A 20,666-nucleotide genomic window follows, 5' to 3' on the forward strand; every position below is an offset into this window, starting at 1 on the left:
GCTCAGCCGCTGCGCTGCCGAAGCTCGAAGTGCAGCGGCGCTGCGGCGTCGTCTACCAGCCTCCACGTGGCCGTCCACCCCGGAGGCGGGTCGTCCCGCGCGTAGGCGAGACCACCCGGCTCGCGCAGCGCGCCGGCGTCCCGGGGCACGTGGCAGAGGCCGAATGCCGGGCCCATGATGCGCTCGAATGAGGCAGTTGCTCCCTCAGGCGGCCGGAATATGACACCGGGACAACTTACGGAACTGCAGTAATCCGGTCGAAGGCGGCAAGCGATTGACCGCCTGACCGAGGAAGAAGGGCACGGGAGCGCATGGGCGCCTGTCGCTCGCCTGAGGTGCGAGGACATTTCTCCCGGCTGGTGCGGGACAAGGGCCCGTGACCGCGGGACTCGTTGCTGCTTACTGTCAGGGGTGTCGGATCTGCATCGGGTGCGGATCTCTGAGAGCGGGTGGAGGCGTCGTGAAACCATCGACTGTTCGCGTTTTGGGTGTCCTCACCGGGGTGGGGGCCATCGTCTGGAGCATCGGCTGGCTGCAATTGGGGGTGCCTCCTGAAGGGACTTTGGATCAGAAGGAGGTCGCCGCAGGCGGGGTGTTCCAGCTGGGGTTGTTGGGGCTGCTCGCCGTGATGCGCGCGACCAAGGCCACGGGGACCGGTCGTTGGGGTCGGCTCGTGCTGGACGCCGGGATCGTGATGGTGGTGCTGGCGTTCGCGTGGACGGTGCCGTACGCGATCGACCCCGCTCGCCCGGACAACATCGTCCTCACGGTGCTTGATGTGTTCTGGCCGCTGAGCATGGTCTGGCTGATCGTCGTGGGTGTTGCAGTGGTACGCGCGGGACGGTGGCCGACGCCCGCTCGCTATCTGCCGCTTGCGGCCAGCCTGCTCATCCCCGTCGACCTGCTGTTGATGGCCGTGCCGGGGCTGGGCGATTGGACGCTGATCGTGGTCCGCTCGGTGTACTTCGCCGTGGCGTACACGCTGGTGGGGCTGGTGGTGGTGCGGCAGGTCGCACCGCTCGTGGAGTCGCCGGACGGGTCCCCGCGTCCGGGGGTGGCCAGCCACCGCACGGTCTGAGCTGGCCCGTCTACCGGGCCTGCTGCTGCGGGGAGGAGTCGCGCGCGGGTGGCTGCCGCCCGCCTCGACGGCGTCATCGCCGGTATCCTGATCCGGTGCGCGCCAGAGGGCGCGGCCGCGGGCACTGCCGGGGAGGGGACCGGAGATGACTCGTCGGTTCAGCAGGTGGGCTTCGCTCCTGTTGGCCGCGCTCGCGCTGGGAGCGTCGAGCCTTGCAGTCTTCGCCGGCGTGGCCGCTGGCGCCCGGGTCGCCGACCTTCAGCAGGTGGTCGTGGTGGTCGCCGCGGCGGCGGTGGGCGCGCTGGTGGCGCGCGCCCGACCCCGCCTTCCCATCGGATGGTTGCTGCTGGTTGCAGGGCTGGGCCTGGCCGTCGCCGACGCGGGCGCCTGGACCGCGCGTGCCGGGGTGTCGGGCGGCCCCTGGTTCGCCTGGGTGAGCGCTTGGAGCCGCCCGACGGCATTCATGGTTCTGCTGCTGGTCGTGCCGCTGCATTTCCCCGACGGTCTGCCGGCGGAGCGCCGCTGGCGGGTCGTCCATCGGGCGGTGCTCGTCCTGCTCGCCCTCAGCGCCGTCTACGGGGCGGTGCGCCCAGGGCCGGTACAGGTCGCCGAGGTGGCCAACCCGCTGGGCGTGCCCGCCTTGACTGCGATCACCGCCGTGGCCGACGAGGTGCAGTTGGTCGCTTTCCTGGCCGCCCTGGCCGCTGCTGTGGTCAGCGTGGTGGGTCGTTATCGACGCGCCGACCGGGCTGGGCGGGCGCAGATCAAGTGGCTCGCCTACGCCGTCGCCATGTGGTTGGTGCTCGTGTTGCTGAGCTTCCCGGCCGAGGCGATGCATCCCGGGCTCGCCGAACTCGTCGAGATCGGGCTGGTGGGGGCCGGTGCAGGGCTTCCCGTGGCGGTTGGGATCGCCGTCCTGCGCCACGGTCTGTACGACGTCGACCTCGTGATCAGCCGCACCCTGGTGTATGCGGCGCTGACCGTCGCAGTGGTAGCGCTCTACGTCGTGACGGTCGGCTATCTCGGCATGGTGCTGCAGACCGGCCGCAACCTGGCCGTCTCGCTCGTGGCCACCGGCGTCGTGGCGGTGGCGTTCAACCCCCTGCGGGTGCGCCTGCAGCGGGCGGTCAACCGGCTGGTGTACGGCGACCGCGACGACCCGTATGCCGCCCTGTCCCGCCTCGAGCGGCGCCTCGACGAGGCCGCTAGCCCGCAGGCGCTGCTTGAACTGGCTGTCGCCGAGGTGGCGGCCGCGCTCAAGTTGTCCTACGTGGCCGTGGAGGTCGACACGCCAACTGGCGGTCAGGTCGCGGCCGTGCACGGCCCCGCACCCGCTCGGGGCAGCAGGCTGCGGATCCCGCTCAAAGGCCAGGGGGCCACGGTCGGCTGGCTGGTCGCGGGGGTACGCAACGGCGAGCAGCTGCCCACGGGCGAACGCCGGCTGCTCGAGGCCCTGGCGCGCCCGATCGGCGCGACGCTGCACGCCCACCAGCTGGCGGCAGATCTCCAGGCCTCGCGCGAACGCCTCGTCGCCGCCCGCGAGGAGGAGCGGGGCCGGCTGCACCGCGACCTCCACGACGGCCTCGGTCCCGAGCTGGCCACCCTGTCGATGCTGGGCGAGGCGGCCAGGGATGTGCTGCGAGCCGACCCCGACCGCGCTGAAGCGCTGCTCGACGACCTCGTGGAGCGAGCACAGCACGCCGTGGGTGATCTGCGCCGCGTCGTGTACGCCCTGCGACCGGCCGCCCTCGACGTCCTCGGGCTGGTCGGTGCGCTGCACGCCTTCGCCGCCACCCAAAATCAGCACGGACTAGAGGTCGAGATCGACGTCGAGTCCGACCCGCGGCTCCCGCCGGCGGTGGAGGTCGCCGCCTACCGCATCGCCGTGGAGGCGATCACCAACGTGACGCGCCACGCGAGGGCGCGACACTGCACGCTGCGCTTGGCTGCCACGCCCTCGATGCTGCAGCTGGAGGTCACCGACGACGGCCACGGGATCACGCCTGACGACACCCCGGGGGTCGGTCTGTCGTCGATGCGCGACCGGGCCCGTGAGCTCGGCGGGGACTGCACGGTCGCGCCCCGAGCCGGGGGCGGAACAACAGTCACGGCCCGGCTGCCGCTGTCCGCCCCGCACGATACGCACTCACAGCGCCCCATCGCGGCCGCGGAGGCCTGACCGTGGAGCACACGCGGGTGCTCATAGCCGACGACCACGCGGCGTTTCGCCACGGGCTGCGCGCCCTGCTCACCGGCGAGCCCGACCTCGAGGTGGTCGGCGAGGCGCACGACGGGCACCACGTCCTTGACCAGGCGGTCGCACTGCAACCCGACGTGGTGCTCATGGATCTCGACATGCCCGGCGGCGGGGTCGAGGCCACCCGCCGGCTGACCGCCGCGAGCCCTCACGTGCGCGTGCTCGTGCTCACCATGTACGAAGACGACGTCTCGGTCTATGCCGCCCTGCAGTCCGGAGCGCGCGGCTACGTGCTCAAAGGGGCACGCAAGACCGAGCTGGTGCGGGCCATCCGCGCGGTCGCCAGTGGCGAGCTGATTGTCGGCCCCACCGTCGCCAGCCGTGTGCTGCGCCGCCTCGGCGAGGCAGGCCACACGGACGCGCTCGCGGCCTTTCCGATGCTCACCGACCGGGAACGCGAAGTGCTCAGCCTCCTCGCGGGCCACCTGACCAACCCCGAGATCGCCGCCCGCCTCCGCCTCAGCGACAAGACCGTGCGCAACCACGTCTCCAACATCTTCGCCAAGCTCGGCGTCGCCACACGAACCGAAGCCGTGACCCGTGCCCGAGACGCCGGCCTCGTCGGCCCCTAACTGACTTGTTGGGCATTGTCTCGGCGCGCCTGTGCCGGCTCGTGACGTCGGCGTGCCGGGATCACTGGCGCAGCGCTACGCGCCCGGCTTTCAACGAGGTGGTTGTTTGGTGGGCGCGCTGGAACAGGCGGACGCCTATGAACACCCAGGCGGCATGGCCACCCGGTGGGGGAACGGGCCACCGCGCACCGGCTTGTCGGCGGTCACACGCTGCTCGTTGTCGCGGACACGGGGCTCGTAGTGGGCGAAGAACACCTTGCCGACCAGCTCCCGTCGGCTGCGCACCCCGGTCTTGTCGAAGATGTGCTTGAGGTGCTGCTGCACCGTGTAGGGGGACACGAACAGCGCCTGCGCGATCTCCGCCGTCGAGTCTCCCCGCAGCACCAGGCGGGTGACGTCCTGCTCTCGCTCGCTCAGCCCGTAGGCCGCCATCAGCAGCGGCGTGATCCGGGCCGGATGAGCGGGCTCGATGATGACCGCGCCACGCCGCGCGCCGTTTGCGACCAGGGCCGCGCCGTGCAGCAGGACCCAGCGGCCGCCACGGGACAGCACCCGGGCGACGGCCACCTCGCCCGGGATCTCGGCGTGCTCTGCGGTGCGCAGCGCCCGGGCGGCGACCGCGACCACCGACGGCGGCAGACGGCCCTCCGCCTCCCAGCGACCGGGCAGCTCGGCCAGCCAGCGCTCCACACCGGGCGTGAGCGACTCCACGTCCCAGTCCGCGCCGAGGACCACGAGGCCGGGCGCTTCGGAACCCTCGGGGTCGGTCGCCTCGCCGACGAGCAGCCCACGCCGGGTGCCCTCGGCCAGGGCAGGCGACACGGCGCGCAGAAAGCTCAGCTCGTCGGCGTCGAAGTCAGCCTGGCCCGCTGCCCGAGTCATGCCCACGCTGCCCCAGGTCTCTCCTGTCCGCGTCCGCAGCGCAACCTCCAGTGTCTGCTCGATCCCCATCGGCTGCAGGTGGTCCCGGTAAAGGCGGGAGCGGCTCGGGTCGCCACCGGTGACACCCAGCAGCGTCTGGGTGCCTTGCGGGGAGCGCGCGACGTCGACGGTTTTCATGAAGTCGTCCTCGAGGTACTCCCACACCAGCAACTCGTGGGGGATGTCCGCCGCCCCGTCCTCATACGAACCGGTGATGAGCAGCGACGCGGGGTCCAGCGTGGTCCAGCACGCCGGCAAGGACGAGGGGACCGCGGCGGCGAGCACCTGTCCCGCTTCGCCGAAGAACGTGGCCACGTCCAGCCCTTGGCCCGCGAGCCGCGCGAGGCGCTCGCCGGCGCGCCCCCTTGCATACGCCCCCACGAAGCGAAGATACGCGTCCTTGAACCGCGGGGGAATACCAGGTTTCTGGCATGGACTGCGGGCGCGGTCAGGCCACGCATCGGCACGCAGGGTCCGCAGCGACCGCAACCGCCGGCGGGAAATACCACTTCTGTGGCATAGACGAGCACTTGGCGCGGGCGCATCGTCGGGCCATGACCCCACAAGCGCGCACCCCCGAGGAGCTCGAGGCGCTGCTCGAGGACGCGTTCGTGACCCGCGACCGTGAACAAGCGGCGCGGTTGTTCGTTGACGAAGCCGTTCTCGTGCCCGCCGACGACACCCGCGAGGCACGCGGGCGCGAGCAGATCGCCGACCTCGTGGCGGCACTGTGGCGACACGGCCGTACCTACGTCGCCGACTCCCCTCGAGTGCTCCAGACGCGTGACACCGCCCTGGTCCTTTCCGCACACGGCGTAGCCGTGACGCGCCGCGGCCCCGACGGGGCCTGGAGGTATGCGATCTCGCTGGTGGCCTTCCACCCGACCGTCGAACCGTTCGCACCACGGTCGGATCCCAGGCAACGACAGAGGAGGTTGAGATCATGAGCAGTATCAACAAGCAGATCGTGCGCCGGGAGGTCGAGGAGCTGATCAACCAGGGTGACTATGGGCTCTTCGACGAGTTGATCGGGGACGGCTACGTCGCCTATGACCCCACCGAGCCCGAGCCGCTGCGCGGCCGCGACGCGTACCGCGAGTCGCTGGACACCTTCCGCAACGCCTTCCCCGATCTGCATGTCCGCATCGACGAGCAGATCGCCGAGGGCGACAAGGTGGCCACCCGCTGGACAATGACCGGCCGTCACGACGGTGACCTGTTCGGCATCCCGGCCACCGGCAGGCAGGTGGAGGTCACCGGCATCTCGATCGAACGGCTGGTGGACGGCACCATCGTCGAGGATCACATGGAGCTGGACACCCTGGGCCTCATGCGCCAACTCGGCGCCGTGCCGAACGAGGCAGCACCATGACCGCAACGCCGCCTCACCTTGCGGTCCCGACCGGACAACTGCGTGCCGAGCTGACCGGACGGGTGATCGCACCCGACGATGCCGCCTACGACACGGCGCGCAGCGTGTTCATCGGCGGGATCGACCGCCGTCCGGCGGTCATCGTCCAGCCCGTTGACGCCACGGAGGTGGCGCGGGTCGTCACCCTGGCGCGCGACACCGGGCTGGCGCTGGCGGTGCGCAGCGGCGGCCACAGCCTCGCCGGCCACAGCGTCTGCGACGGTGGGATCGTGCTCGACCTGTCGGCCCTGCGTGGGCTGGCCATCGACGTCGAGTCGCGCACCGCCTGGGCGCAGACCGGGCTGACCGCCGGCGACTACACCACCGCGGCCAGCGCCCACGGGCTGGCGACCGGGTTCGGCGACACCGCCTCGGTCGGCATCGGCGGGCTGACCCTGGGCGGGGGTGTCGGCTTCCTGGTGCGCAAGCACGGACTGACGATCGACAGCCTCCTGGCCGCCGAGGTCGTGACCGCCGACGGGCAGATCCGCTACGCCGACGCCGACCACCACCCGGACCTGTTCTGGGCGCTCCGCGGCGGCGGCGGCAACTTCGGGGTCGCCACCCGCTTCCGGTACCAACTGCACCCCGTCGACACGGTCGTGGGCGGGATGCTCGTCCTGCCGGCCACACCCGAGGTGATCGCGTCCTTCGTCGCCGCCGCCGAGGCCGCGCCGGAGGAGTTGACGACCATGGCCGACGTGCTGCCCGCCCCGCCGCTGCCGTTCCTGCCCGCCGAGCATCACGGCCACCCCATCATCATGGCGTCGCTGTGCTATGCCGGCCCGGCCGATGCCGGCGAGCGGGCGGTGGCGCCGTTTCGCGCGCTTGCCGCGCCGCTCGTGGACATGGTCGAGCCGATGGCGTACCGCGACATCTACCTCCCCGAGGAGGACGGCCACCCCCTCGTGGCCCTCCACCCGATGTTCCTCGACACCTTCGACCGCGACGCCGGCGAGCTGATCCTCGACGGCGTGCACGCCTCGACCGCGGCCATGCCCGCCGTGCACCTGCGCGTGCTCGGAGGCGCCGTGGCGCGCGTACCGACCGACGCCACGGCCTTCGCCCACCGCAAGCGCCCCATCATGGTCGTCGTGGCCGCCGTCTACGAGCGTCCCGAGGAGGCAGCGGAGCAGCAGGCCTGGGTCGCAGCGCTCGCAAGGGCCCTGCACGACGGCAGCGAGGGAGCGTATGTGAACTTCCTCGACGACACGGGCGAGGCGCGTGTCTCCGAGGCGTACCCGGGCTCGTCCTGGGACCGGCTCGTCGCGATCAAGACCACCTACGACCCCCACAACCTCTTCCGGAGCAACCACAACATCCCGCCGGCGGCCCAGGACCTCTCGGCGCGGCGCTCGGCGATGCCCATGAGCAAGTAGAGGCTGCACGCAGGGACGAACGAGCCCGTTTCGGCACGGCAGCGCACCGGTTGACAGGAGGGGAGGAGTCATGAGCAGCCACACACGCAGCCAACCGACCCACACAGGCAGGGTCCGGACCCCGTCGGAGGACTCTGAAAGCAAAAGAGAACGGCCCGTGTACACGCGCGTGCAGGTGTTCGGGCTGCTGCTGATCAGCGGCACGGTGTTGGCCGTCACGACGGTGATCACCGTGATGGCGCCGGCGCTGGCGGGCGAGGCGCTGGCCTTCTTCGGGCCGGTGGCTGCGGTGACGCTGCTCGCCGCCTGGCTGGCCTGGCGCTACGGCACCTGGGCGCGGGCCGCCGGCCTGGTCGTCGGCGTTGCCGCGGCCGCGCTTCTGTCATGGACCGCAGAGGCGCTGGCGGCGCCGGACAGCGTCGCGGACTTCGCCCTCGGTGTCGGAGTCGCGGCGGGGGTGCTGCTGGCGACCGGTGGCGGGATCGCCGCGCTGCTGTCCGGCCGGCGTGACCGGCTGGCAGCGGCGGCGACCCGAGCGGAGCGGCGGATCGTCCGGGCGGTAGCCGCCGTGCTGGGTATGGCGCAGGCGACCTCTGCCGTCTGGACCCTGTTCGGACGCGAATCGGGCGACCCGGCCGTGGCCGAAGGCGCCACACCGGTCGAGATGGCCGGCTTCCAGTTCCACCCGGAGAAGATCCACGTGGACGGCCCCGACGCCCGGCTGGTGGTGCACAACACCGACGCGTTTCTGCGTGCGGTAGGAGCGTAAGGCGATACGGCAGATGCGGACGATGGCGGTCGGGGTTGTTGGCTCAGGCCGAAGGCGGCTCCACCAGACTTCACATCCCGTAGGCAGCCGCTGCGAGGCTGGCCTGGGTTTCGGATGTGGATGGGTGTCGGCAGTTCAGGGAGGCTGACAACAGGACCCGCACGAGGGTGGGTCGGCCTACCGGAGGGCTGTGACGGGGCAGGCGACAGCGCATCGGTCCTCCCGGTGTGGCGAGCGACAGCGGAAGGCGCGACTGTTCGCGCGTGGCGCTGGCTGCAAGAACGTGGGCAACCATGGAGGCCTCGCTCGCCAAGACCACGCGCCTGACCGCTGATGAACTGTCTCTGGTTTGATGGCAGGGTATGAGACCACTTCGGTGACGACGGCCCCCTGGCGGTGCAACGATGAGAATCGGTCTTCTGGCTCCGCCCTGGCTCCCGGTGCCGCCGCCGCTGTACGGGGGGACGGAGGCGGTCATCGACCGGCTGGCCCGCGGCTTTCAGCGGGCCGGACACGAGGTGATGCTGTTCACCACCGGAGATGCGACCTGCCCCGTGCCGCGTCGCTCGGTGCTGGATTTCGCCGAGTCGGTCAGGATGGGCAACGCGGTGGTGGAGCAACGCCACGTGGCCCATGCCTACGAGGCGCTGATCGACTGCGACATCGTCCACGACCACACCATCGTGGGTCCGCTGTACTCCTCCCGCTTCCCCGACCTGCCTGTGGTCACGACCAACCACGGCCCGTTCAACGCCGAGCTGGGGGATGTCTACCGCTTCATCGCCCAGCAGGTACCGTTGATCGCCATCTCCCACCATCAGGCATCAACCGCCGGCGGTGTGCCCATCGCCGGGGTCATCCACCACGGCCTGGACGTCGACGAGTACAGCCCCGGACCCGGTGATGGCGGCTACCTGCTCTTCCTCGGACGGATGGCACCAGACAAGGGCGCACGCGGCGCTGCGGAGGTCGCCCTGGCCGCCGGCGTCCCGCTCCTGCTCGCCGCGAAGATGCGCGAACCGCTCGAGATCGACTACTTCAACGACCAGATCCGGCCGCTGCTGTGCGACACCGTCACCTACGTCGGCGAGGTCGGCGGTGCGGAGAAGACCGCCCTGCTCGCCGGGGCCCGGGCACTGCTCAACCCCATCCGCTGGGCCGAGCCGTTCGGCCTGGTCATGATCGAGGCGTTGGCCAACGGCACGCCGGTCATCACCTTCCCCGAAGGCGCGGCCTCCGAGATCGTCGACGATGGCGTCACCGGGATCCACTGCGCCGACGAGGACGAGATGGTCACCGCGATCGACGACATCGACAAGATCGACCGGGCCGCCTGCCGGGCCGCGGTCGAGGGGCACTTCTCGAGCGACCGCATGGTCGCCGAGCACCTCGCCCTGTTCAACGAGGTGCTGTCGGCCCGATCATGAGGTGGCCATCGGGCAGTCGCCCTCGACGACCACATCGACGCCCTCCGGCGCCTGCGTGATCGTCACGCCGCGGTCCGCATCCACCCGCATCCCCAGCCGCCCGGTGCCCAGCGGCACGTCCTCGATGGCCAGGTGGCCAAACGGCGGCGGCCACAACGGCCGCAGCACCAGACGGCCATGGGGCAGGTCGGGTTGCACACCGAGGGCTGTGCGCAGCAGCAGCAACGTCGAGCCGGCAGCCCACGCCTGCGGCCGGCAGGCTGCCGGATAGGGCAGCGGCTCCAACCCGCGTCGTCGCTGCTCTCCGGCGAACAGCTCGGGCAGGCGCAGCTGGAAGTGGCCAGCGGCGGCGAGGAGGTCGCGCAGCAGCATCGTCGCCTCCTCGTCGTGGCCGGCGGTGGCGAGGTTGCTGACCGCGATCGCGGTGTCATGAGGCCACACGGATCCGCCGTGGTAGGACAGCGGGTTGAAGCGAGGAGAGCTCGAGGTGAGCGTGCGCAACCCCCAGCCGCTGGCCATGTCCCGGTGGACCAACCTGCGGGCCACGAGCGCACACTCGTCTGGGTCGAGAATGCCCGTCCCCGGGAGGTGGCCCATGTTGGACGCGATGCTGTCCACCCGCTGCTTGGCCCCGTCCAGGGCGACCGCCGGGTAATCCCCGTCGGGGTGAGGCACCCAGAAGGCGGCGCGGAAGCGCTCGCGGAGGTCCGCGGCCCAGCTGCACCACCGGTCCCCGCCAGGTCGGCCGAAGTGCTCCAGCAGGTCCGCGCCCCGGCAGGCGGCCTCGTAGGCGTAGCCCTGCACCTCGCACAGCGCGATCGGCGGCTCGGCGAGCCGGCCGTCGGCGAACTGCACCCCATCCCGCGAGTCCTTCCACCCCTGATTGACAAGACCGCGGGTGCCCGACATCCGGTACTCGAGGAAGCCGTCACCATCAGGGTCGGCGTCGGTGACGAGCCAGTCCAGCGCCGCCTCGGCCGCCGGCAGCAACCGCTCCACCTCATCGCGGTCCAACCCCCAGCGCCACGCCTCATGCAACACGGTGACGAACAGCGGCGTCGCGTCCATCGTCCCGTAGTAAAGCGGTGGCAAATCGCTGCGCTCGGTGAAGCCCCCATGACGGACCTCATGGATGATCTTCCCCGGCGCCTCTTCGGTCTCCGCGTCACGGGTCCGGCCCTGCCGGCGCGCGAGCGCACGCAACGTGCCCCGCGGCACATCGAGGCCGAGCGGCAGCGCCATCATCGCCGCCCAGAGCGAGTCGCGACCGAACAGCGTCAGGTACCAGGGACTTCCAGCCGCCAGGAAGTGGTCCTGCGGCGCATCCGGGTCCGAAACGAGGAGTGAAGCGAGATCCGCGACGCTCTGTTGGGCGACGTCGGCGACGTCGGCTTCGCTGCACCGGAGCACGAGATCCCAGCTCGCCGTAGGCCCGGCCGGCTCCTGCGACCCATCCGCCCAGCCGTGCGTCGGCCAGACCACCCCCTGCGTGTCGCAGAAGCCGATGTCGAGCACCAGACTCCACGACTCGGCGGGCGCGAGGTCGACGTGCCACCGGAGACGGCCCCGCCGCTCGTCGATGTCCTCGGGCTGCCGATCCGCGCGCACCGTCGTCGACTGCTCGCCGCGCACGAAGCGCAGCGCACCCTCCAGCTCCTCGCAGCGCGCCTGCCGCGGTACCTCGCCATGCTTGACGTCGAAGATGTAGGCGAAGTCGCAGTCAACCTCGACGACCACGGACAAGCTGAGCCCATCGACGCCGAAGTTGCGTAACCGCAGCGACTCGCGCAGCGATTCAGAAACGACGCGCCGCCGATCGAGGAGCAGCGTCGGATCGGGCTGGTCGCGAGGTCGAGTCGCCCGGCACGCGGTGAACCGTGCGCTGTTGCCGCCGACCGTGTGACCACCCAAGACCAGCGGCTCCGCATCGTCGAGCTCGACGACCAAGTGGTTCAACACGCGCGTGTCACGGATGTACACGCCCTGCTCGGAGCCGCGGCGGATCTGGCCGCTGTGTCCAGACACGCAGAAGGTCTCCGCGGCGACGCAGGTGACGTCACCGATCGGGCCATGCTGCGACGAAGCCTGCGACATTGCACTTCCACCCATAGACGGATGCCTCCCGCTCGCTCGCGACACCATATACGCGCCGACACGAGCTCATGCAGGTCGTGCAGCCGTTCCATGGCGTGGGGGCCGTGCAGGCCCGCCTGCAGGGACGCTGCAACCATCGGGTAGCGGCTGCTTCCCGACCATCGCTCCGGCACCCTCAGCCTTCGAGGATCCGCCGGTGCCGGTGGCCACCAAGAGGGCAGCGCCGCCGGCCTCGTTGCCATGCGGGCCTTCGGGCCATGGACCGCACCAACGAGGAACCTCCGCGTGCTGGTACCCGGCGGCCGAGCGGCCGGTACATAACGGCACTTCTATGCCCCGGGTTCGCCGTCCACCGAGAGCGCCTCTCTAGAGACGTCCCCCCTCGAAGCAACGACGGCGCGTTTACGACTCGATCACCGTGCTTACCGGGCGAGGGGTCGTGATTAGGTCGGCGTGGCGGTGCAAGATCTTCCACGTGCCGTCCTCAGGTCGGAAGATCATAGTGAAGAAAAGGGTTACCTTTAGGGATGGCGGCATGGTGGGAGCACTTGCAATAGGCGTCCGTCGCCAGCACGTCACGGTTGCTGCCGGTGGAGAAGATGGGTTCGCTGGGCGGATCCTCGCTTGCCGGCTCCGATCCGTGTGGGTGTAAAGGGAGGCGTTGACGCCACTGGGGCCTCGCCCGATGCTTCATCCAGCGTTCTGGTGGCGTGCCAGGCGCGATGTTGCCAGCAGGAGGCACCTCCGACCCGCCGTCGAGTCGTGAAGGTGCCCGTGGTGCTGATCGTGTGCCCTCGCCGCGTGCGGTCAGTCCGGCGGACCGGCAGAGGAGCCCTCCGCGACGCAGCCGGCGGGGAGTCGTCGACCCGGAGGCAGCGGTGGCTCCAGTGGTGCCGGTCGCGGTGGACCCGGTGACGCCCGCGGCGCTGGAGAGCAGGCTCGAGCACCGCTTCGCGATCCCCGGTGACCCCGACGAGCTCGTGGCGGGGTCTGACGCGATGTGGCTGAAGCGGGCCAACGGCGTGGTCGACCGCATCGACCCGGCCACCAACGAGATCGACTTCGCGGTGGAGGTGATGACCACCCGTGGAGGCGCCACTGCATGGGCCTGAGCGTGGGCGAGGGCAGCGTCTCGTCGTGCGACGACGAGGACCTGAAGCGCCTCGACCCCGACACCGGCGAGGTGATCGCCACCGTTGCGGTGGACAAGGTCTTCGACCAGCTCGACATCCCAGTCGCCGGGGGGCACGCCTGGATGCTCAGCGACGCCGGCGCCACGCTGATCGGCGTGGACCTGGCGGACAACGCCGTCGATGTCAAGATCCCCCTCGGCATCCGTTGCCTGGACGTGACCGCCACGCCGAGATGCTGTGGGCGGCGTGTCCGCTCGACGACGTGGTCGTGCGCGTGGACCCGGCGGGCCGGCAGGTCACCGCCCGGGCCGGTGGGCTGGAAAAGGCCCGCTGGGTCGCCGCCGCCGACGACGTGTGGGTCGCCTTCGACGACGGCCTGGCCCGCATCGACCCGGACACCAAGGAGGTGAGGGACGCCGTGGACGTCAAGGCCCGGGACGGCACGCTGTTCGCCACCGACGACGCGGTGTGGGTGCGGTCCGCGGACCCGTTTCTGCGGCGTGTCGATCCCGCAACCATGGAGCTGGTCGAGGAGATCACCACCGACAGTCGCGCCGGCGGCGCGGTCACCGTGGCATCCGACTCAGTTTGGGCTTCGGCACCCGACGACCAGGTAGGCTACCGAATCCGGCCGTAGGCCCGGCCGCTCAGCGGGATGACACCCGCCGGCAGAGCCGATCAAGGCAATCCGAGCTCCACCTCGGCGGAGGCGGATCTCAATGGTCCGAGGCAACCAGGCCAAGACCGTTCCTCGATCAGTACTTCAGTCGAAGGGCGGTAGTGAACGAGCGTGCGAGAGTCTGGGCCGCCGCCCGCGGGTGTTCGTGCTGCATCGCGGCGGTTCCCGGGCAGGTGCGCCGGCTTCAGCGCGGCAGCGCCTGTCACCGCCTGCGCCGAGCCGTGAAGCCCAGCGGGACCATGGCAGCAGACAGCCCCATCCCGGCGACCACGAGGGGGGTCTCCACTGGGTCCCAGCCGTGCCAGCGCAGGCGAGTACGGACGAGGCGCTCCGCTAGGTAGCCGGCGAGCATGACGCCACCGAGCACCTGCAGCCCCCTCACCGCGCGAGGATCACCACGGCGCGCGACGACCGCGGTGAGCCACGCCTGCGCAGCCATCATCGCTGCCGGCTGCGACAGCGCGGTGCCCATGACCACCGACTGCTCAAGCATCCGTGCCGGATCGCCGTGCAGTAGCGGAACGTCGTAGGCGTGTCCGCGCCGCACAGCGACCATGAACCCCGCCAGCGCCAGCCCGAGCTGCCCGACCGACGCTGCGACCACCCCGCGGTTGCCGCGAACGCCACCCACCACAAGCTCCTTTCCCGACACGCACTCGAGCGCACTCGAGAGCAATGTGCCAGCAGGGAGGGTCAACCGCTAGCGGGTAGTCGCTTCGGGGGGTGGCGCTGCGCCGGATCAAGCCTCCCATCTTGTCGGTGAACTCGGTCAGGTGTGGCGCAGCGAGGTCCGCGTCGAGGTGCTCGGCGCTCTCCCAGTTCTCGTAGAAGAAGAACACGCCCGGTTCTTCGACGCTCTCGTGAAGGTCGTAATTGACGTACCCCTCCTCCTGGCTCGCGGGCTCGACGAGCGACGTGAGGGCCGGGGACATCTCGCCAGAGGGCAGAGCCCGACAGCGGGATCACCGGGTCATGGCCGCGCTCACGGGCGAACATCGCTGTGAAGCCCTCGGCGTTTCCCCGACGACGAGCAGCAGGCCAATCAGCCAGGACTTCTCGGAGGTGCCGAAGAGGCGGGCCAGCCGTAGCGCGGTGTCGGCTGAGTACGTGGGCGGAGACGAAACCCGACGGACAGGAGTGAAGCGTCGACGGACGGGGGATGGCCTAGAGACCCGCTCCCATCCCCAACGCGGAGGTCGATGACCGATGAGGATCACGCGCAACGACATCCTGTCCTACCTCGAGGAGCACGGCGCGGACGACGAGCGCCGCGGGCGTGCCGAAGAGGCCCTGCCGGCCCTTGTCGAGACGAAGGATTACGAGGACACCCTGCGAGAGCTCGGGGTCGATATCGACGAGCTCATCAGCCGCCAGGACCAGCAGGGCATCCCGGGCCCCACTCCGGACGGGATCAACCCCGAGAAGGAAGGGCCCGTCCCGGCGCCGAACACCGCCGGCGGCAGCTGAGGGGCGCGCACCCTCGACCGCCAGCGACCACGCCACCCCGCCCCACCCACGGGTGGGCGCGCAGCTGCCCGACCACGCCGCGGACACGGCCGCTGACCGCAAGCCGACGGCGGGCAGCCGGAGTGAGCCCGGCTGCCTGGAAGAAGCCCAACCAGGTCTTGGTCGAGCGCTCGAGGAGGGCCCGCCCCTCGCCGTTCACCCGTAGTACTTGCGGCCCCCCCTCGCCCATGCACGGCCGTCGCCCGCGGGCGCGGGTTAGCCGGCGACCCGCTCGGTATGCTCATCAGCCCAGTTCGCGACGAGGAGCCCACTGCATGGCGGATCAGATCGCGATGGGCCCGCAGGGCCTCAGCGTCCCCGACGAGCCCGTCATCCCCTTCATCGAGGGTGACGGGACCGGCCCCGACATCTGGGCCGCCTCGGTGCGGGTGTTCGACGCCGCGGTGGACAAGGCCTACGAGGGACAGCGCCGCATCGCCTGGAAGGAGGTCCTCGCCGGTCAGAAGGCGTATGACGAGACGGGGGACTGGCTGCCGGAGGACACCGTCGAGGCGTTCCGCGAGTACCGCGTCGGCATCAAGGGGCCCCTGACCACGCCCGTCGGCGAAGGCTTCAGGAGCCTCAACGTCGCGCTGCGCCAGATCCTCGACCTCTACGTGTGCCTGCGGCCCGTGCGCTGGTTCACCGGCGTGCCGAGCCCGGTGAAGCACCCGGAGAAGGTCGACATGGTGATCTTCCGGGAGAACACCGAGGACGTGTACGCGGGCAAGGAGCTGCAGGCCGGCACCGACGAGGTCAAGCGGCTCATCGAGTTCCTCCGTGAGCACTACGACTGGGACATCCGCCCGGACTCGGGCATCGGCGTCAAGCCGATCAGCGAGACGGGCTCCAAGCGCCTCATCCGGGCCGCGATCACTTACGCCCTCGAGCACAACCGCCGCAACGTCGCCATAGTGCACAAGGGCAACATCATGAAGTTCACCGAGGGCGCCTTCCGCTCGTGGGGCTACGAGCTCGTGCGCGAGGAGTTCGCCGACGTCGCCGTGAGCTGGGAGGACTCGGGCGGCAAGCCGGGGGACAAGCTGCTCGTCCAGGACGTCATCGCCGACGCGATGCTCCAGCAGGTGCTCACCCGCCCCGACGAGTACGACGTGATCGCGACGATGAACCTGAACGGCGACTACCTCTCTGACGCCCTCGCGGCGCAGGTCGGCGGGATCGGCATCGCGCCGGGCGGCAACATCAACTACGAGTCGGGCCACTCGATCTTCGAGGCCACCCACGGCACCGCGCCGAAGTACGCCGGCCAGGACAAGGTGAACCCCGGCTCGGTGATCCTCTCCGGGGAGATGATGTTCCGCCGGCTCGGGTGGGACGAGGCCGCCGACCTCGTCATCACGGGCCTGGAGGCAGCGATCGCCGACCGGGTCGTCACCTACGACTTCGAGCGGCAGATGGAAGGGGCCACGCTCGTCAGGACGAGCGAGTTCGCCGACGCCATGATCGAACGGATGGGCCGGCAAGCCGCTTCCGGGCAGGGCTGACCCGCGTGGCGGCGAGGCGCCGCGCACCGCGCCTCGGCCCCGAGGACCGCATCGCGCCGCACATCGCGCGCACCGGGCGGTTCCGCAAGGTGGATCCCCTCTCGCCGCGCGAGCTGCCCCCGTTCAGCCGTCTGCTCGCCGGCATCGGCTGGGCGATCCTCGTCGAGGAGTCCCTCCGTCGCGCCTACCGCAGCGTGCGCTCCGCCCGGAACCCCAGGGTCGCGAGGACGGGCCCCCCACGCCCGCCGACCCTCCCGCCGCTCGGGTGACGAGCGGGTAGAATCGCGGGCCACGGCCGGGTAGCCAAGTGGTAAGGCAACGGACTGCAAATCCGTCATTCGCGGGTTCGATTCCCGCCCCGGCCTCGACGTTCCGCACCGCCCCGTGCCTCCGGGCAGCGCGAGAAGCTGCCTCGCGAATCCCGCACACGAAGAAGGCCGGGCCCTCGGGCCCGGCCTTCTCCTAGTACGTGTTCGGGGTCACATCCGCAGGCGACGCACGGCCACGAAGCTCGCGCCACCCACGCCGATCAGTGCGAGACCCGGCAGCAGGAAGGCGAGGCCGGTCGTCGGCAGCGGCGGCCCCCCGGGGGTGGGCGGAGGAGGCGGCTGCGGGGGTGCCGCTGCCGCTGCGCTCACGCCCGCCTCGACGTCGGCGAGGCTCAGCCGCAGCTCGGGCAGCGGGTCGGCGAACGCGCGGATCTGGACCGCCTGGGCCGCGGCCGCGGCGTTCGGGCCCTCCTGGACGACCTCGCTGCCGGCCAGGCTGATGCAGATCCGCAGCGGCGTGCCCTCGGCGAGGCACTGCGAGGCGCCGGGGACCAGTTCGATGACGTCGTAGGACAGCGTCGTCGTGTCGAGGACGCTGACGCGCACGATGGCGGGGTCAGCGCTGGCCTGGCTGTTGACCGCGTCGGTGGAGACCTGGGCGGAGGCCGTGCCGACCTCGACGATCACTAGGCCCTCGATGCCGACGTTGAGCAGCTCCTGGGCCGGCGTCGGGACGAGGACGAGCTTCGCGCCCTGGGCCGTGGCCAACGCGCGGGTCACCCCGCCGGTGTGCACGGACTCGGAGCTGGACGGGCCCACATCGATGGTCGCGAGCGGCACCTGGTCGAGGTTCTCGATGATGAAGTCAAGCGTCTCGCGCAGCCGCGGACCGACGGTCCCGGTCGGGTCGCCCTCGCCGACCGGCCCGAGGATCGAGTCCGAGATGGTCCGCAGCGTGTCCTGCAGCGGCAGGGTCTCCGAAAGGGTGCGCGTGGCGTTCACCGCGACGGTCGCGGCGGCGGCGTCGGCGTTGGCGGTCGGTGCTGCGGTCGCCCGGGCGATCGCGACGCCGACGTTGAGGTCGAGCAGTTCGCGCAGCTCGGCGGGCAGCGTCAGCGCGGTCGCGTCGGTTGGCCCTTCGTTGCCCGGTGCGAACGCCTCGGCGGTCTCACCGAACAGCAGCTCACCGGCTGCCCTCGCGCACGACACCTGACCGGCGGCGCAGCCGTCGTCGGTCGGCCCCGACTGCACGCGGGCGTCGGTGAACCCGATCGTGAGTCCCTGGCCGCCCAGCGTCAGCTCGAGGCCGATGGCGTTGGCCACACCGGCGAAGAGCGGACCGGCCACCGGCGGGGCCGGCGCGGCGCCGTCATCGGGGGCGTCCGGAGCGGGAACGCCGGGTGCTCCCGGCACCCCGGGGAGCAAGCCGCCGGGGTCGGGCACCTGGGCGTAAACCGGCGCGGCAGCCACCAGGAGCGCACCGACCATCAGTGCGGCGACACGTAGTCTCATCACAGCGAACCCCCCGGAGGACCTTGCGGGCCCTCCTGCTCTTGCAGGTCGTGGTACTTGCCGATGCCGTTCCCAACCGAGTCGCGAGGCGGCGCGAGGAACTTGTAACGCTTAACGACCCCCAGCCTTGGCGGTAACGCGATTAGGCGCAAATGCCGCCGTCGCGGGTCAGGGTCGGGGGCAGGAGCATAACGGTTGCGCGCATGGCGCGCGACCGTGCGTGACCTGGCCTATCGCACAGGTTGACGGGGCCCTGATGGCCTCCCCGCCGCGGCGGTCACGCGACGTAGGGCGAAGCCGCGATGAACGCCGCCTCCTCCCGCCCCAGGGCCGTGGCCGGTTCTGCGCCGTTGCAGAGCTCGAGCGCGATGCGGTGCCAGTTGGCGGTCGCGCGCAGGCGGCCGAGGATGGAGTTGACGCCCCACTGGATGCGGTTGAGCAGCAGGTAGTCCGGTGGCAGGTTCAGCTTGCGCAGCAGGTCGACGTAGCCGGCGCGCGGGTCGGTGGTCGCCCGGATGACCTCCCTGGCGAACTCCGGGGTGTAGGTCCACTCGCGGTCGTGCAGGACCGGCTCGTTGAAGAACCGGAACCAGTCCATCAGCCGCTCGCGGTCGAATCGGTGCCCGGGTGGCAGGAACCCCGCGTCGCCGAGCACCGCGACGAGCCGGTCGGTGTCACCGGCGAGCACGGCGCGCAGCTGCTCCTGGATGGCCGCCCGGGTTTCGCGCCCGAACAGCTTCACGCTGCCGAAGTCGAGGAACGCCACGGTGCCGTCACCGGGGAAGAGGTAGTTGCCCGGATGGGGGTCGGCGTTGAACAGCCGGAATCGGTTGAGCGAGCCGAACACGAACCGGTAGATGATCTCGCCGTAGCGCTGGCGGGTCGGCTCGTCGGCCGTCTCGAGCATCGTCGTGAAGTCCATGCCCTCCACATACTCGCTGGTCAGGACCCGGGGTCTGCAGTAGTCGGGGTGGACGGCGGGCACGCGGATGAAGGGATGCCCGTCGTAGCGGGCATGGAAGGCGGCCTGGTACTCGGCCTCCCGCTGGTAGTCGAGCTCGTCGATCAGCCGGTCGCGCATCTCCACCATGAGAGGGCGTATCTGGAGGTTCGGCGAGATCATCTTCGCCATGGGCGCGAAGGCCTCGGCGTTGGCGAGGTCACCCTCGACGGCTTCCGCGACCCCCGGGTACTGCACCTTGACGGCCACCTCCGCACCGCCGGGCAGGCGCGCCCGGTGCACCTGCCCGATGCTCGCGCTGGCCAGCGGCGTCGGCGTCCAGTGCGCGAAGACCTCCTCGGGTCGCGCGCCGAACTCGTCGGCCACCACCTCGGCGATGCGCTCGGGTTCCATGGCCGGCGCCGCGTCGCGGAGGGCGGACAGGACCTCGTGGTAGGTGGCCTGCGCCTCCGCGGGCAGGTCGAGGTCGACGAAGCTCGCGATCTGCCCGACCTTCATCGCCGCACCCTTCATGGAGCCGAGTAGCTCCATGACCTTCGCGGCGGTCTCCGCATGGAACCGCTGGTCGGCGACGTCGCCGTCGCGCAGCCCCCGCACGCGCGAGGCGAGGAAGCCCGCGCTCGTCGAGGCCGACAACCTGGCCAGCTGCGCCCCCCGCTGGGCGCGCCCGCCGAGCTCGGACTTGGCGGTCCTTCGGCGAGGAGGGTCGTCGGCCATGTTGCCAGTGTGCCGCGACCCGACTCCCCGGGAAACGCCCGGAGCGTCCCACCCCCTATGCTGGCAGCCCCCGGGAGGCAGATCAAGGAGGTCGCTGTGCGGGTCGCGTACGTCTTCTCCACGTCAGGGCACACGGCGAGCTACAAGCTCGGCCAGATGATTCTCCCGCAGCTCGAGGAGGGCAGACATGGAGTCGACGTCGTGGGGATGATGTTCTTCGACGACAACAACTACGTGCTTCGCGCGGGCGACCCGGTCGGCGAGCGCCTCGCAAAGGTCGCCGCCGACTCCGGCATGCTGCTCATGATGTGCGACCGCTGCGCGCTCGAGCGGGGCCTCGCGCAGGGCGAGGTGGGGGACTGCAAGGTCTCGGGCACCGTCGAGGGCGTGCAGGTCGGCTGCTTCCCGGATCTCTACGCAGCGCTCGCCGGCAACCCCCCCGACCACGTCATCACCCTCTAACGCCGTCGGCGGGG

At 70.8% G+C, this 20,666-nt stretch carries 20 protein-coding genes and 1 tRNA gene; 15 read left to right on the forward strand and 6 right to left on the reverse strand.

Annotation, left to right across the window (positions count from 1 at the left end; translation table 11 throughout):
* Positions 1 to 2: 2 nt before the first annotated feature.
* Entirely contained in the window at positions 3 to 176 is a 174-nt protein-coding gene (locus VM324_04440) for a hypothetical protein (protein HVL98523.1), read from the reverse strand.
* A 326-nt stretch (positions 177 to 502) separates the two neighbouring features.
* Here VM324_04440 and VM324_04445 point away from each other — a divergent pair, with 326 nt between their 5' ends.
* The 3 genes from VM324_04445 (at position 503) to VM324_04455 (ending at position 3,907) form a co-directional block, all read left to right on the forward strand.
* Positions 503 to 1,078: a hypothetical protein gene (locus tag VM324_04445; GenBank protein HVL98524.1), complete on the forward strand. Its 576-nt coding sequence runs from the start codon at positions 503 to 505 to the stop codon at positions 1,076 to 1,078.
* Positions 1,079 to 1,223: 145 nt separating this feature from the next.
* Positions 1,224 to 3,257: a sensor histidine kinase gene (locus VM324_04450; GenBank protein HVL98525.1), complete on the forward strand. Its 2,034-nt coding sequence runs from the start codon at positions 1,224 to 1,226 to the stop codon at positions 3,255 to 3,257.
* A gap of 2 nt (positions 3,258 to 3,259) precedes the next feature.
* Positions 3,260 to 3,907, forward strand: a complete 648-nt coding sequence (locus VM324_04455) for a response regulator transcription factor (GenBank protein HVL98526.1) — start codon at positions 3,260 to 3,262, stop codon at positions 3,905 to 3,907.
* A gap of 135 nt (positions 3,908 to 4,042) precedes the next feature.
* Here the strand turns inward: VM324_04455 and VM324_04460 are convergent, their stop codons facing one another.
* The gene (locus VM324_04460) at positions 4,043 to 5,143 is read right to left on the reverse strand and encodes a LuxR C-terminal-related transcriptional regulator (GenBank protein ID HVL98527.1); all 1,101 of its coding nucleotides are present in this window, start codon (positions 5,141 to 5,143) and stop codon (positions 4,043 to 4,045) included.
* A gap of 239 nt (positions 5,144 to 5,382) precedes the next feature.
* On the opposite strand from VM324_04460, the gene VM324_04465 reads away from it, so the two are divergent.
* The 5 genes from VM324_04465 (at position 5,383) to VM324_04485 (ending at position 9,814) form a co-directional block, all read left to right on the forward strand.
* On the forward strand, positions 5,383 to 5,775 hold the full coding sequence (locus VM324_04465; protein HVL98528.1) for a nuclear transport factor 2 family protein: 393 nt from the start codon (positions 5,383 to 5,385) through the stop codon (positions 5,773 to 5,775).
* Positions 5,776 to 5,795: 20 nt separating this feature from the next.
* Complete coding sequence (locus VM324_04470; GenBank protein HVL98529.1) at positions 5,796 to 6,200, forward strand: ester cyclase; 405 nt, start codon at positions 5,796 to 5,798, stop codon at positions 6,198 to 6,200.
* Positions 6,197 to 7,618, forward strand: a complete 1,422-nt coding sequence (locus tag VM324_04475) for an FAD-binding oxidoreductase (GenBank protein ID HVL98530.1) — start codon at positions 6,197 to 6,199, stop codon at positions 7,616 to 7,618. Before VM324_04470 ends, VM324_04475 begins: the two co-directional genes overlap by 4 nt.
* A gap of 157 nt (positions 7,619 to 7,775) precedes the next feature.
* Complete coding sequence (locus tag VM324_04480; GenBank protein ID HVL98531.1) at positions 7,776 to 8,387, forward strand: hypothetical protein; 612 nt, start codon at positions 7,776 to 7,778, stop codon at positions 8,385 to 8,387.
* Between the two features lie 404 nt (positions 8,388 to 8,791).
* Positions 8,792 to 9,814, forward strand: a complete 1,023-nt coding sequence (locus VM324_04485; protein ID HVL98532.1) for a glycosyltransferase family 4 protein — start codon at positions 8,792 to 8,794, stop codon at positions 9,812 to 9,814.
* Here the strand turns inward: VM324_04485 and VM324_04490 are convergent.
* Positions 9,809 to 11,908: a glycogen debranching N-terminal domain-containing protein gene (locus tag VM324_04490; GenBank protein HVL98533.1), complete on the reverse strand. Its 2,100-nt coding sequence runs from the start codon at positions 11,906 to 11,908 to the stop codon at positions 9,809 to 9,811. The two genes, VM324_04485 and VM324_04490, sit on opposite strands and share 6 nt — an antisense overlap.
* A gap of 890 nt (positions 11,909 to 12,798) precedes the next feature.
* On the opposite strand from VM324_04490, the gene VM324_04495 reads away from it, so the two are divergent.
* Together VM324_04495 and VM324_04500 are read left to right on the forward strand one after the other, a co-directional pair.
* On the forward strand, positions 12,799 to 13,020 hold the full coding sequence (locus tag VM324_04495; protein HVL98534.1) for a hypothetical protein: 222 nt from the start codon (positions 12,799 to 12,801) through the stop codon (positions 13,018 to 13,020).
* A 226-nt stretch (positions 13,021 to 13,246) separates the two neighbouring features.
* The gene (locus VM324_04500) at positions 13,247 to 13,678 is read left to right on the forward strand and encodes a hypothetical protein (protein ID HVL98535.1); all 432 of its coding nucleotides are present in this window, start codon (positions 13,247 to 13,249) and stop codon (positions 13,676 to 13,678) included.
* A gap of 244 nt (positions 13,679 to 13,922) precedes the next feature.
* Here VM324_04500 and VM324_04505 read toward each other — a convergent pair whose 3' ends face one another.
* Positions 13,923 to 14,351, reverse strand: a complete 429-nt coding sequence (locus tag VM324_04505; protein HVL98536.1) for a hypothetical protein — start codon at positions 14,349 to 14,351, stop codon at positions 13,923 to 13,925.
* Positions 14,352 to 14,926: 575 nt separating this feature from the next.
* Between VM324_04505 and VM324_04510 the strand changes: the two genes are divergently transcribed.
* From VM324_04510 to VM324_04525, 4 genes are all read left to right on the forward strand, one after another.
* Positions 14,927 to 15,187: a hypothetical protein gene (locus VM324_04510; GenBank protein ID HVL98537.1), complete on the forward strand. Its 261-nt coding sequence runs from the start codon at positions 14,927 to 14,929 to the stop codon at positions 15,185 to 15,187.
* Positions 15,188 to 15,501: 314 nt separating this feature from the next.
* Positions 15,502 to 16,731 carry an NADP-dependent isocitrate dehydrogenase gene (gene icd, locus VM324_04515; GenBank protein ID HVL98538.1) on the forward strand — a complete coding sequence of 410 codons (1,230 nt, stop codon included), beginning with the start codon at positions 15,502 to 15,504 and terminating at the stop codon, positions 16,729 to 16,731.
* A 5-nt stretch (positions 16,732 to 16,736) separates the two neighbouring features.
* A complete protein-coding gene (locus VM324_04520) occupies positions 16,737 to 17,000 on the forward strand; it encodes a hypothetical protein (GenBank protein HVL98539.1) in 264 nt (87 codons plus the stop codon).
* 24 nt (positions 17,001 to 17,024) lie between these two features.
* Positions 17,025 to 17,096 (forward strand) — tRNA-Cys (locus VM324_04525).
* A gap of 114 nt (positions 17,097 to 17,210) precedes the next feature.
* Here the strand turns inward: VM324_04525 and VM324_04530 are convergent.
* The gene (locus VM324_04530) at positions 17,211 to 18,512 is read right to left on the reverse strand and encodes a hypothetical protein (protein HVL98540.1); all 1,302 of its coding nucleotides are present in this window, start codon (positions 18,510 to 18,512) and stop codon (positions 17,211 to 17,213) included.
* A 277-nt stretch (positions 18,513 to 18,789) separates the two neighbouring features.
* On the reverse strand, positions 18,790 to 20,190 hold the full coding sequence (locus VM324_04535) for an AarF/ABC1/UbiB kinase family protein (protein ID HVL98541.1): 1,401 nt from the start codon (positions 20,188 to 20,190) through the stop codon (positions 18,790 to 18,792).
* A gap of 96 nt (positions 20,191 to 20,286) precedes the next feature.
* Between VM324_04535 and VM324_04540 the strand changes: the two genes are divergently transcribed.
* Entirely contained in the window at positions 20,287 to 20,652 is a 366-nt protein-coding gene (locus VM324_04540) for a SaoD/DsrE family protein (GenBank protein HVL98542.1), read from the forward strand.
* Positions 20,653 to 20,666 lie beyond the last annotated feature (14 nt).

It is taken from the genome of Egibacteraceae bacterium (assembly GCA_035540635.1).
In the GTDB taxonomy this organism is placed as follows: domain Bacteria; phylum Actinomycetota; class Nitriliruptoria; order Euzebyales; family Egibacteraceae; genus DATLGH01.